At 69.5% G+C, this 12708-nt stretch carries 10 protein-coding genes and 1 pseudogene; 9 read left to right on the plus strand and 2 right to left on the minus strand.

The window, feature by feature from the left end; genetic code table 11:
- The first annotated feature begins 27 nt into the window (after positions 1–27).
- The 4 genes and pseudogenes from AC1RR5_RS22150 to AC1RR5_RS22165 all read left to right on the plus strand — a co-directional run bounded on the left by AC1RR5_RS22150 (position 28) and on the right by AC1RR5_RS22165 (position 5779).
- Positions 28–1259: pseudogene (locus AC1RR5_RS22150) on the plus strand (winged helix-turn-helix domain-containing protein).
- A 55-nt stretch (positions 1260–1314) separates the two neighbouring features.
- Entirely contained in the window at positions 1315–2139 is an 825-nt protein-coding gene (locus tag AC1RR5_RS22155; protein WP_492925087.1) for a response regulator transcription factor, read from the plus strand.
- A gap of 5 nt (positions 2140–2144) precedes the next feature.
- Positions 2145–3482, plus strand: a complete 1338-nt coding sequence (locus AC1RR5_RS22160; RefSeq protein WP_492925089.1) for a FecR family protein — start codon at positions 2145–2147, stop codon at positions 3480–3482.
- Positions 3479–5779, plus strand: a complete 2301-nt coding sequence (locus AC1RR5_RS22165) for a CHASE2 domain-containing protein (protein ID WP_492925091.1) — start codon at positions 3479–3481, stop codon at positions 5777–5779. The genes AC1RR5_RS22160 and AC1RR5_RS22165 overlap by 4 nt, the downstream gene beginning before the upstream one ends.
- Before the next feature lie 6 nt (positions 5780–5785).
- Here AC1RR5_RS22165 and AC1RR5_RS22170 read toward each other — a convergent pair whose 3' ends face one another.
- Both AC1RR5_RS22170 and AC1RR5_RS22175 read right to left on the minus strand, forming a co-directional pair.
- Positions 5786–6286, minus strand: a complete 501-nt coding sequence (locus AC1RR5_RS22170; RefSeq protein ID WP_492925093.1) for a hypothetical protein — start codon at positions 6284–6286, stop codon at positions 5786–5788.
- A gap of 75 nt (positions 6287–6361) precedes the next feature.
- Positions 6362–6502 carry a hypothetical protein gene (locus tag AC1RR5_RS22175; RefSeq protein WP_492925095.1) on the minus strand — a complete coding sequence of 47 codons (141 nt, stop codon included), beginning with the start codon at positions 6500–6502 and terminating at the stop codon, positions 6362–6364.
- Positions 6503–6924: 422 nt separating this feature from the next.
- On the opposite strand from AC1RR5_RS22175, the gene AC1RR5_RS22180 reads away from it, so the two are divergent.
- The 5 genes from AC1RR5_RS22180 to AC1RR5_RS22200 all read left to right on the plus strand — a co-directional run bounded on the left by AC1RR5_RS22180 (position 6925) and on the right by AC1RR5_RS22200 (position 12695).
- Positions 6925–7452, plus strand: coding sequence for an RNA polymerase sigma factor (locus tag AC1RR5_RS22180; RefSeq protein ID WP_492925097.1), 528 nt, complete (start codon positions 6925–6927; stop codon positions 7450–7452).
- 85 nt (positions 7453–7537) lie between these two features.
- A complete protein-coding gene (locus AC1RR5_RS22185; protein ID WP_492925099.1) occupies positions 7538–8515 on the plus strand; it encodes a FecR family protein in 978 nt (325 codons plus the stop codon).
- Positions 8516–8533: 18 nt separating this feature from the next.
- The gene (locus AC1RR5_RS22190; RefSeq protein ID WP_492925101.1) at positions 8534–10942 is read left to right on the plus strand and encodes a TonB-dependent receptor; all 2409 of its coding nucleotides are present in this window, start codon (positions 8534–8536) and stop codon (positions 10940–10942) included.
- Between the two features lie 130 nt (positions 10943–11072).
- Positions 11073–11909, plus strand: a complete 837-nt coding sequence (locus tag AC1RR5_RS22195) for a glycosyltransferase family 2 protein (RefSeq protein WP_492925103.1) — start codon at positions 11073–11075, stop codon at positions 11907–11909.
- A 9-nt stretch (positions 11910–11918) separates the two neighbouring features.
- On the plus strand, positions 11919–12695 hold the full coding sequence (locus AC1RR5_RS22200; protein WP_492925105.1) for a polysaccharide deacetylase family protein: 777 nt from the start codon (positions 11919–11921) through the stop codon (positions 12693–12695).
- Positions 12696–12708: the final 13 nt, after the last annotated feature.

The raw sequence follows: 12708 nt of genomic DNA on the forward strand, positions 1-12708 counted from the left end.
GTCCCGACGCAAGCTCAACTCACGCCCATGATCGAGACCCTTTCGGCGAAGGACGCGCGGCGTATCGCGCTGGCGGCTCAGGGCTTCGGACGTCCCCGCCCGGCCGCGCCCGGCAAGCGTCACCTGCTCTCCACGATCGAGGCCCTGGGTGTCGTCCAGATCGACTCGGTCAATGTCATCTCGCGCTCGCACTACCTGCCGCTGTTCTCGCGCCTGGGGTCCTACGACCGGACGCTGCTGGAGGACCTGGCCTGGGGCAGGAAGCCGGCGCTGGCCGAATACTGGGCGCACGAGGCCTCGCTGACGCCGCTGTCGACCCATCCGCTGCTGCGCTGGCGCATGCAGGACGCCCTGGACGGCGTCGGGGTCTGGAAGAACGTCTCGGCCTTCCTGCGTAGCCACGCCGACTTCATCGACAAGGCCCTGGCCGCCGTCGCCGAGCGCGGCCCGCTGGCGGCCTCCGAGCTGGAGCTGGGCGCCAAGGGCGAAGGCGGCTGGTGGGGCTGGAGCGAGGGCAAGCGGGCCATGGAGTGCCTGTTCTGGACCGGCCGCCTGACCACCGCCACGCGGCGAAACAGCTTCGAGCGCGTCTATGGCCTGCCCGAGCGGGTGCTGCCCAAGGCGATTCTGGACACGCCGACGCCCGATCGCACTGAGGCCTGCCGGGAGCTGCTGAAGATCTCCGCTCGCGCCATGGGTGTAGCGACCGAGCGCGACCTGCGGGACTATTTCCGCCTGGGCCTGACCGACGCCCGGGACGGCGTCGCCTCCCTGGTCGCTGACGGGACGCTTCAGCAGGTCGCCGTGAAGGGCTGGGACCAGCCGGCCTATCTCTGGCCGCAGGCGCGTCGGCCTCGGTCCGTGAAGACCCAGGCCCTGCTCTCGCCGTTCGACAACCTGATCTGGTTTCGGGAACGGACGGAGCGAATGTTCGGCGTCCGTGTGCGACTGGAGATCTATACCCCGGCCCACAAGCGCACCCACGGCTACTATGTTCTGCCTTTTCTTCAGGACGAGGCGATCACCGCCCGCGTGGACCTGAAGGCCGACCGCAAGGCCGGCAAGCTCCTGGTGCTGGCCGCCCACGCCGAACCGGACTTCAACGCCGATACCGCTACCAGACTCGCCGACGAGCTATCCCTTATGGCGTCTTGGTTGGGGCTTTCCGGCGTGGAAGTTCGCCTGACGGGTGACCTCGCCCCCGCTCTGGGTTCAATCGTCCGCCTCGGGACGTGAAAGATGCCTCGACCGGACTGTAAAGCATTGTAAAAATGCTGCTCAAAGTCGAGCAACCAAGGGCGGGGCAAGGTAGAGATGGATGGCTGGTCGCCTTCTCGTCGCCCCACCGACAGTGAGCTGACCGCGGCGCGCCTCGCTCCCCCGCGAGGCGCGCCACCTCCCAGCTTAATGGACCAGATGAAAGTCGCCCTGCTCGACGACGATCAAAGCCACAATGCGCTTGTCGCCTCTGTGCTAGATCCCGCTGGTTTTACGTGCACCAGCTTCACCCAACCTTCGCGTTTCCTGGCCGAGCTGCGCAAGCAGACGTTCGACCTGGTGATTCTGGATTGGAACATGCCCGAGCTGTCGGGCGTCGAAACGCTGAAGCTGCTGCGCGAGGACCCGGCCACCGCGCCGCCCGTGCTGCTGCTGACCAGCCGCTCGATCGAGGCCGACCTGGTCGCGGGCCTGAACGCGGGGGCCGACGACTACATCGTCAAGCCGCTGCAACCCCAGGTGCTGCTGGCGCGGGTCAATGCCGTGGTGCGCCGCATCCACCGCCCGCCGGTCCAGCCACAGACCGAACAACACGGTCAGTACCGCCTGGACCCCGGCGCCCAGACCGCCAGTTGGAACGGTCACGTCGAGGCCCTGACGCCCAAGGAATTCCAGCTGGCGTCGTTGCTGTTCAACAACCTGTCCCGTCCGCTGTCGCGCGAATATCTGCTGCGCCGGATCTGGGGACAGCGACCCGACCTCGAGACCCGGACCCTGGATGCGCACGTCTCGCGCCTGCGGGCCAAGCTGCACCTGCGGCCCAGCAACGGTTTCCGACTGAGCACGGTCTACGGTTTCGGCTATCGTCTGGAAGCCTGCGAGCCCGAAACGGCGGATGCGAGCGTGGGCGGGGGAGACTGAAGACCATGACCAAGGCTGTGGGGGCGAGCCTGATCCTGGCGGCGATGCTGGGCGCGGGAAGCGCGTACGCGCAAGCGCGGCCCGTGCAGGTGGGGGCGGCCGGCGAAGCGCCGGTGGCCTATGTGGTCAAGCCGGGCGACACCCTGATCGGCCTGGGCCGCAACTATCTGAACCGGCCCGGCGACTATCGGGCCGTGCAGAAGGCCAACAAGGTGCAGCAGCCCAAGCGCCTGCGCCCCGGCTCGCAGCTGAACATCGATCCGAACCTTTTGAAGTCGACGCCGATCGCCGCCAGCCTGTCGGCCTTCACCGGCCCGGTGTTCATCGAGACCAACGGCCAGCGCGCCCCGGCCCGCGTGGGCATGGCCCTGACCGAGGGCCAGGTGGTGATCACCGGCGCCAACGCCTTCGCCACCTTCGAGCTGGAGGACGCCTCGCGCGTCACCCTGCCCTCCAACACCCGCGTGCGCATCGCCAAGCTGCGCCAGGTGCTGATCAACAACGCCCCGCAGCGCGTGTTCCAGCTGGACCAGGGCCGCGGCACGATCTCGGCCACGCCGACCACCAATCCGAACGGCCGGTTCGAGGTCCGCACGCCCGTCTCGGTCTCGGCCGTGCGCGGCACCGAGTTCCGCGTCGGCGCCGACGGCGACAAGGCCCAGACCGAGGTGCTGAAGGGCGCCGTCGGGGTCGATCCGGGCGCGGTGCCGACCGCAGCGCCGCCCGTGCCGGCCGGCTTTGGCGTCAGCGCCACGGCCGGCGGCGTCAGCGCGCCCGTCAAGCTGCTGCCCGCCCCGAAGCTGGGCGCAGGCGGCCAGACCCAGGGCGACAAGACCGTCCACTTCGCTGTTGAGCCGATCCCCGGCGCGACCGCCTATCGCCTGCAGCTGTCGCGCGACGCCGGCTTCGTCGACATCTTCGCCGAGGCCACCGTCAAGGACCCGTCCGCCGACTTCGGCGAGGTCGCCAACGGCACCTATTTCGTCCGCCTGACCGCGCTGGACACCGGTGGGCTGGAAGGCTTCCCGGCCGACTACAGCTTCGACCGCGACCTCGACACCCTGGACGCCGCCGCCCCGGGCGACACGCGTGACGGCAAGCACCGCAAGTTCCTGTTCCGCTGGAGCTCGGCCGGCGACGGCGTGCGCGTCTATCGCTTCCAGCTGTTCGAAAAGGGCGGCAAGGCCCCGCTGGTCGACCAGCCGGGCCTGTCCGAACCGCAACTGACCCTGACCGACCTGCCGCCGGGCGCCTATGACTGGCGCGTCGTCGCCGTCCGCTTCAAGAACGGCGTGACGACCGAGAAGGTCGGGACGCTGCAAACCCTGCAGATCGGCAAGTGATCAACGGCGGCGCCAGGCCCCAACGCTCTCCCATTGTCGGTGGGGGCCGACTGCTGTCCTGGCTGCTGCTGGCGATCGTCTCGAGCCTGGCGTTCGCGGTCTTCGCCGTCTCGCCGCCCAAGAGGGTGGACGACGTGCTCTATGACGTGCTGGCCCGCTCCAACGGCCGGCCGCCCGACGCCTCGATCCTGATCGTCGACATCGACGACCGCAGCCTGGCCGAGCTGGGCGCCTGGCCCTGGTCGCGTGACGTCCACGGCGCGATGGTCGACCGACTGAACGAGGCCGGCGCCAAGACCATCGTCTACGACGTGCTGTTCAGCCAGCCCTCGCCCGACGCCGCCCACGACCGCGCCCTGGGCCAGGCGATCGCCCGCGCGGGCAAGGTCTATCTGCCCCAGTTCCTGCAGGACGCGGGCGCGGGGGCGCCGCCGCGCATCGTCGGCTCGACACAGGAGATCGCCGAGGGCGCGGCCGGCGTCGGCCTGGCCCATGTCCGTTTTGACGACGACGGCGTGGTGCGCCGCATGGCCCCGTTCGAGGCCAACGGCCCGAATCTCAGCCCCGACCTGATGACCGTGGTCCACCGCGCCACCCGCGCGCCCGACGCGCGCGACCCGACGCGCAGCCTCGACCAGACCCTGCTGATCCCGTTCGCCGGCCCGCCGTCGATCTATCGCCATGTCAGCTTCGCCAGCGTGCTGGAGGGCGAGGTGCCGCCGTCGCTGATCGCCGGCCGCACCGTCTTCGTCGGCCTGACCGCGCCGGGCCTGGGCCCCGCCTTCCCGACCCCGGTGACGCCCGACGCGGCCAGCATGACCGGCGTGCAGCTGCAGGCGTCCATCCTGGATGGCCTGCGCAGCGGCCTGATGGTCAAGCCGGCCGGCCCGTGGAGCCGCGTCGCCTTCAGCCTGGCCCTGCTGTGGCTGCTGATGGTCGGGTTCTTGGTGCTGCCGCCGCGCGCCAACCTGGTGCTGACCATCGGCCTGTGCCTGCTGGGCCTGGCCTACTCGGCGGCCATGTTCTGGATGGGCCACTTCTGGCTGTCGCCGATCACCACGGTGATCGGGTTGAAGCTGGTCGCCCTGGTCTGGGGCTGGACGCAGCTGGGCCGGGTCAACGACCTCCTGGGTCGCGAGCTGAACCGCGTGCGGGCCATCGTGCGCGGCCGCGCCAGTCCGGCCAAGGAGTTCGAGAGCGACGTCGTGGCCCGTCAGGCGCTGGACCTGGGCGAGGCGATCACCCGCATCGACGACCTGCGCCGCTTCTCGGCCGACGCCCTGTTCAGCCTGCCCGACGCCACCCTGGTCGCCGATGCGCGCGGCCGGGTGATCGCCGCCAACGCCGCCGCCCAGACCCTGTTCAAGCCGTCCCAGACCGTGCTGCACGGCGCGTCGCTGGCCGACCTGATCAACATGCTGGAGCCGCTGGGCCGCCGCTTCGAGCTGGACTGGCCGCAGGAGACCGAGCGCCACGAGCCGATCGACCTGCACCTGCCCGACGGCCGCGCCTACCAGCTGCAGACGGTGTTCCGCACGGACGAGGCGGGCGCCGGGGCCGGCTGGATCGTGCGCCTGGCCGACATCTCGATCCAGACGGCGGCCATGCGCCAGCGCGAGCAGGCCCTGCAGCTCCTGACCCACGACATGCGCTCGCCGCAGACCTCGATCCTGGCCCTGCTGGCCACCACGCCGGACGTGCCGCCGGAACTGGCCGAGCGGATGTCGGCCTACGCCAAGCGCACCTTGGCGCTCGCGGACGGCTTCGTGCAGCTGGCGCGGGCCGAGGTGACGCCGGTGTCGCTGGAGCCGGTCGACCTGTCCGACATCGCCGTCGAGGCCATCGACGAGGTCTGGCCCCAGTCGGCGCAGCGCAAGATCCGCATCGAGCAGACCGGCGACGACGCGCCCCTGATCGTGCTGGGCGACCGCAGCGTCCTGGCCCGCACCCTGGTCAACCTGCTGGGCAATGCGGTGAAATACAGTCCCGAAGGTTCGACCATCACCGTCACCCTGTCCGAGCAGGCCTCAGACAATGGCCCGACCGCCAATGTCGCCATCGCCGACCAGGGGCCGGGTTTCTCACGCGAGGAAGCCGCCACCGCCTTCCGACCGTTCGAGCGCTTCGAGCGTCCTGGCCACGACTTCGCGACCAACGGCGTGGGCCTGGGACTGGCCTTCGTGCACGCCGCCGTCGCCCGCCATGGCGGCGAGGTCTCGTGCCGCAGCGAGCCGGGCGTCGGGGCCGAGTTCACCGTGCGCCTGCCGCGTCACGGCCTGAACGGCCTGAATTCGTAGAGCGCGTCAGCCCTTGGCGGGCGTCTGCAGGGCGTAGACCAGCAGGTCGGCCACGGCGGTCGGCTCGCCCTTGCGCACCCGGATCGACGACCAGGCGACGGTTTTGCCGGTGCCAGCGTCCAGCACCGCCAGGGTGACGGTTCGGGCCGCACCCTTGCGGCCCCAGAACTGCCACCAGCGTCGCGTCTCCGCCTGGCTGCGCCAGGCCGTCGTGTCGAGGGCCCCGGCGGTGCTGGAAACGCCCATTGCGGGCGGCGCGACGGCCACCCCGACCTGGACCAGATAGGCGGGCTTGTCGCCGCCGGTCTTGGCGCCCAGACGATTGATGGCCTGGCCCTGCACGGCCTTGGCGAAGGCGGCGTCCTCGCCGTCGGCCTGGCTGGCATAGGCAACGACCGTCGCGCCCTTCAGGCCGGCCACGTCGCCCTGCCCCACCGCGCGCGGCGAAGCGCAGGCGCTCAGCGCCAGGAGCGCCGTCCCGGCCACGACAAGCGTACGTACGCGCATGATCTTTCCGCCCCCGAAATCCCGATCGTTCTGGAAGATAGCCCTCATTGGGCCCCAGGTCACGCTAGCGGCGGCTCAGGCCAGCCAGGCGTTCAAGGCCGCGCCGCCGACGGCGATGACCAGCCAGATGAAGGCGGCGAGAGCGATCGCCAGGATCAGGGGCGCCATACGGCGGCGACGGCCCGGGGGCTGCGACATGACGCTGGACTGACTCATTGGCTCGCGCGCTCCCAATCGCGTACGACAAGGTTAAAGAGCACGGGCGAAAGCGCGACCAGAGGCTGCGGCCCTGATTTTACAATGGATTACATTATCCGGACGCGCCGGACCCGGACGGTCCGCGCCCCGAAGCTGCGCCGTCAAAGACGGCGCCGGCCGCCGCGAGCCACCGCGACATTTCGCCACAGAAATCGAACGCCCCGCCGGGCGCCCCGCATAACGCGCGGAAGAAATTCGAAGCTCCGGTAGGCAAAACGCCGCTATTGGACCTTCGAAACGCCTTTTCCAGGCCCACGCGGTGGCCTATCTGGCGTTTCGGGGGTGGGGGAAAAACGTTCGAACAAACGATCGTCTTTCCGCCAAAAAGATGGATAGTGCTGCGCCCTGGGGGGCGACGATTGGCGGATGTGGGTGATCTTTTGAGCGTAGCGGACTCGGACAAGGCCGCACTGCTGGGCCTGTACGAGGAAAAGCGCGCCAATCTGGTGCGCTTCTTTTCTGCACGCCTGGGCTCGCGCGCCGAGGCCGAGGACCTGATCCAGGATCTCTTTCTCAAGATCAACAGCCTGGACGCGCTGGGTCCGATCGACAATCCGTCGGCCCTGCTGCATCGGATGGGCTCGAACCTGATGCTGGACCGCCTGCGCAGCCAGAAGCGGTCGGGGACGCGCGAGAACGACTGGCGCAGCGTCAACACCACCAGCTTCGCGGGCCAGGAAGTCGCCGACGAGCCCTCGGCCGACGAAGTCGTCGCCGGACGCCAGCGGCTTCAGGCCCTGGTCGAGGCCGTCGAGGACCTGCCGGAGAAGACCCGCCAGGCCTTCCAGCTGCACAAGCTGGACGGCCACAGCCACGTCGAGACGGCCCGGCGCATGGGCATCAGCGTCAGCACGGTCGAAAAACACATAAGCGCGGCCTTGAAGACCCTGACGAGGCGCCTACGGTGATTTATGCAGAAGCACATGGGGGATGGCGCGCCTCGGCGCCGTCTACGGTCAGGGGGATGATGGATCCTCGTCGGAGCAACACCGGATGAGCCGGTCAGCGCAACATCTGCAGGAGGCGGCCGATTGGCTGACCCGCTTGCAGCGGCCGGAGGTCGAAGAGACCGACTGGCTGGCGTTTGACGCCTGGCTGAGCGAGCCCGGTGCGCAGGAGGCGTATGACGCCATCCAGGCCGTCGACGAGGAGATCTTCCAGCGGGGTCCGGCCGTGCGGGGGGCATTGGCCGAACCCAGGCGCGCCGCGGCGAAGCGGACGTTCACGATCGACTGGCGTTGGCTGGGTGGTCTGGGCGTGACCGCCGCCGCGGCGGCCGTCGCGATCGTCGTCGCGCCGTGGGGCGAGCTGCTGCCGCAGCCCGACACCCTGTACACCACGGCCAAGGGCGAGAACCGCGCCGTCCAGCTGGCCGATGGCAGCCAGATCGACCTGAACACCGACTCGCACCTGTCGGTCCGCTTCGACAAGGACGCCCGCCGTGTCACCGTGCACGACGGCCAGGCCCTGTTCGACGTGGCCCACGACACGGCCCGCCCGTTCCTGATCACCGCCGGCGACGAGACCGTGCGCGTGGTCGGCACCAAGTTCGACGTCCGCCGTCGCGACGGTCAGCTGACCGTCACCGTGCTGCGCGGCCTGGTCGAGGTCTCGACCGACGGCGAGGACGCCCCGGTGCGCCTGCGCCCTGGCCAGATGCTGGAGCATGTCGAAGGCGCCTCGGGCATCGTCGTCCGCACTGTCGCGGCCGAGGATCAGGTGGGCTGGCGCTCTGGCCGGCTGGTCTATCGCAACCAGTCGCTGAGCCGCATCGTCAGCGATATGAACCACTACTTCGACCGGCCCCTTCGCCTCGAAGGTGAAACCACGGCGAATCTCAAGTTTTCCGGCGTATTGATCGTGGATGGGCAGGATGCGATGGTCCGCCGCCTGACCAGCCTCATGCCGATTTCGGCGACGCCGACTGATGATTCGATTGTCCTGCGCGGAAAGACCTCCCCGCCGAACTGACGCCCGTGCGCGAGCCTCGTGCTGAGACGGGCTTCGCATCTCCTTGCCGCCAGCATTCTGGGTCTAGGCCTTAGCGCGCATCAAGCCGCCGCGGTCGTTTCCACGCGCGCGCGCCTGGACATCCGCAAAGCCACCGTCACCGAGACCCTGATCGAACTGGGCGTCCGCATGGGCGTCACGATCGGTGGGGTCGAGGCCTGCAAGGGCTCGGGCGTTCCGCTGGTCGGCGTCTTCGACCTGCGCCAGGCCCTGGACCGCGCCACCGCCGGCAAGGGCTGCGCCTACAGCTTCATCGACGGCCAGACCGTCCGCTTCTCGGTCGTCCGCCCGGCGGCACCGCCGCCCCGGCCGGTCGTCACCGCCCGCGCGACCGTCGCCGCGCCCGAGCCGATCGCACCCCTGGCCCCGCTGATCATCACCGCCGGCAAACGGCCGACACGCCTGGGCAGCCTGCCCGGCGGGGTCAGCGTCATCGCCTCGCCGCAGCTGCAGGACACCGGCGTCGGCGAGACCGGATCGGTCGCCCGCCAGACCGCCGGCTTCATCACCACCAACCTGGGCGCGGCGCGAAACAAGATCCTGCTGCGCGGCCTGTCGGACGGCACCTTCACCGGCCGCACCCAGTCGACGGTCGGCACCTATCTCGACGACGTGCCGGTCAATTACAACGCCCCCGACCCCGACCTGCGCCTGATCGACGTCGACAGGGTCGAGGTGCTGCGTGGCCCGCAGGGCGCGCTGTACGGCGGCGGCTCGCTGTCGGGCATCTATCGCATCGTCACCCGCGCGCCCGAGCTCGGGACCTATTCGGCCTCGATCGGCACGACCATCGCCTCGACGGAATCCGGCTCGAACAGCTATCGCGCCGAAGGCGTGATCAATGCGCCGATCGGCCAGAAGTCCGCCGTGCGGGCGTCGGCCTATCACGACGTCGACGGCGGCTATCTGGACGACGTCAACCTGCGCCTGTCCAACGTCGACAAGACCACGCGTCGGGGCGGCCGCGCGGCTTGGCGGCTGGATGTGGGCGACTGGCAGGTCAAGCTGAGCACGGCCCTGCAGAGCGTCTCGTCCAAGGACACCCAGTACGTCACCCTGGCGCCCGGCGGCCCGCGCCGCGCCAACCAGGTGCGCGAGACCCACCGCAACCGCCTGGGCAAGACCTCGCTGAAGGTCACCGGCTCGGGCGACTGGGGCCAGCTGGAATCGGTCACCGGCTACGTCACCCACCGCTACGCCAGCCGCTACGACGCCACCGTGGCCCTGACCGAGTTCGCCGAGACCGCCGTGGAGCTGGGCCTCTACGACGAGTCCGCCCGCGTTCGCATGGCCGTGCAGGACCTGATCTACACCGCCCCCGAGATCGGCCGCCTGCGCTTCATGGTCGGCGGCTTCCTGGCGACCAGCATCGAGGAGGGCGACGCCGACCTGCGGGCCCGCCTCGGTAATGTCACCCGCAGCTACTATGACGAGGACCGCAAGGATCGGCTGAACGAATACGCCCTCTACGGCGAGGCCACCTACGACCTGGGCAGGGGCTGGAAGGTCGCCATGGGCGGACGCTCGTTCAAGACCACGGTGCACACGCGCTCGTATGTCACCGCGCCCTATCCCGGCAATTCGCGCGACCTGGACCGCGAGGCCTCGTTCAGCGGCTTCTCGCCCAAGGTCTCGGTGCAGCGCGACCTGTCCGGCGGCGGACTGATCTATGCCTTGAGCTCGGAAGGCTATCGCGCCGGCGGGTTCAACTCCGGGGGCCTGACCACGCCCAGCGAGGCGCGGCGCACCTTCCGCCCCGACCACCTGCGCAACTACGAGATCGGCGCGACGCTCAATCCGTTCCGCGGACGGGTGAACCTGCGGGCGGCGCTGTTCTATGACGACTGGCGCAACATCCAGACCGACCAGTACTTCGCCTCGGGTCTGTCCTACACCGCCAACATCGGCGACGGCCGCAATCGCGGGCTGGAGGTCGAGGCCGCCTGGCGCGCGACCCCGCACCTGACGATCAGCGGCAACGCTCTCTTCAACGAGCCCAAGCTGACCCGCATCGCGCCCGGCTACGGCATCACCGACAGCGCCAGCCTGCCCGGCGTGCCCGACGTCTCGTTCGGCAGCCTGGTCACCTATCAACGCCCGCTGACGGCGGCGGCCACGCTGATGCTGACGGCCGAGACCGGCTACATCGGCGAGTCGCGCCTGACCTTCGACCCGCGCTACTCGCCGTCGATGGGCGGCTACTACACCGGCAAGCTGTCGGCCCAGCTGATGACCGAGCATTGGCGCGCGGCCCTGTTCGTCAGCAATCCCTGGAACAGCTCCAGCGACACCTTCGCCTACGGCAATCCCTTCAGCTTCGGCCAGGTTCGCCAGGTGACGCCGCAGCGCCCGCGCACCTGGAGCCTGGCCCTGACGGCCAACTTCTAGATCGCCGCCTCTCGGTTTGTTGCAAAGCTTACACATTTCTTGACGCGCGGGCGGGGGGCGGCCGCGCGCGGCGACGTCAAATGATCGAGGCGGCTGCGGGGGCGTAGCTGTTCGATCGAGGAATGACGTGATGGCCAAGCTTTCGGCCCTGATCTGCGCTCACAATGAAGAGCAGCGTCTGCACGCCTGCCTGTCGGCGCTGAGCTTCTGCGACGAGATCGTCGTGGTCGCCGACCGTTGCAGCGACGGCACCGAGGCCGTGGCCCGCCAGTACGGCGCCAAGGTCGTCTCGGGCATCTTCCCGATCGAGGGTCCGCGCAAGCATGCCGGCATCGCCCGCTGCACCGGCGACTGGATCCTGGAACTGGACGCCGATGAAGGCGTCTCCCCCGAATTTGGCCAGGAAGTCCGCGAGACCATCGCGCGCGCTGACGCCGCCGACTGGTACCAGATCCCGATCGACAACTATGTCGGCGACCAGCTGGTCCGCCACGGCTGGGGCGGCTCGTTCGGCACCTCGTCGGCCGCGCGCCTGTTCCGTCGCGGCGTCAAGTCGTGGAAGGCCGAGCGCGTCCATCCGGGCGCCAAGCTGGACGGGACCTATGGCGGTCGCCTGAAGACCCCGATGCGCCACATGGTCGACGAGGACATCGCCGACATGTTCGCGCGCCTGGGTCGCTACACCGCCCTGAAGGCTCAGGACTTGGCCGACAGCGGCAAGATCAAGGGCATCGCCGACGACGCCTTCCGCGGCGTGCGCCGCTTCTTCAAGTGCTACGTCTCGCGCAAGGGCTACACCGAAGGCGACCTGGGCTTCCTCATCTCGCTGATGGCGGGCCTGTACCCCATCATGTCGAACTTGCGGGCCCGCGAGATCCTGCGCAACCGCGCCAAGGCCAACGCCGAGGATCGTCCGACCCCGGCGCCGGCGCCCGTGCCGCTGCGCCGCATCGAGGCCGCTCAGTAAGCGCCCGCCATGTCGGCCCGCCTGCCCCTCGCCTTCCGCCTGGTGCTGGGTTCGGAGCTGCGGCTCTGGGCCAAGACTGGCCACGCGCCCGTGCTGTGGTGGCGTGACGACGATGCGCGCGGCCCGACCGGCGCGCTGGAGCAGCTGCTGAACCTGTCGCGCCGTCATCAGGCGCCGCTGACCCTGGCCGCCATCGTCGGTCCGCATCTGTCGCTGCTGGTCCGCCGGATCGAGCGCGTGACGGGCGTCGAGATCGCCGTCCACGGCTTCCAGCACCTGAACCGCCAGCCCGAGGGCCGAGGCTTTGGCGAGGTCGTCGAGACCGACGAGATCGACTGGGTCCGCGCGCAGCTGCGCACGACGGTCATGGCCTTCCACCGGGCCGGCGTGACCCCCAGCCTGTTCGTGCCGCCGTGGAACAATCTGCAGCCGCAGCTGATGGCGGCCCTGCCCGATTCGCCGCTGCGCGCCGTCTCGGGTTTCGACCAGACGACCAGCGTCGAAGGCGGCGTGGCCCGCCTGGACGCCCACCTGGACGTGCTGCGCTGGAAGGACGGCGCCCGCTTCCGGGGCCAGTGGAAGTTCCTGATCCGCATGCGGCGGCTGCTGCAACAGCGTCGCCTGGCCGGCCAGTGGGACGAGCCCATCGGCCTGCTGACCCATCACCTGGATCACGACCATGCGACGTGGCTGTTCCTGGAACGGTTCCTGGCGGTCTTCCCGGTCCGCGCGCGCGTCGACCTGATGGGCGACGCGGCCGTCGAACCGACCGCGCTCAGCGCCTAGGACTCAGAGCGGT

Source organism: Caulobacter sp. GW821-FHT11E11 (assembly GCF_058808315.1).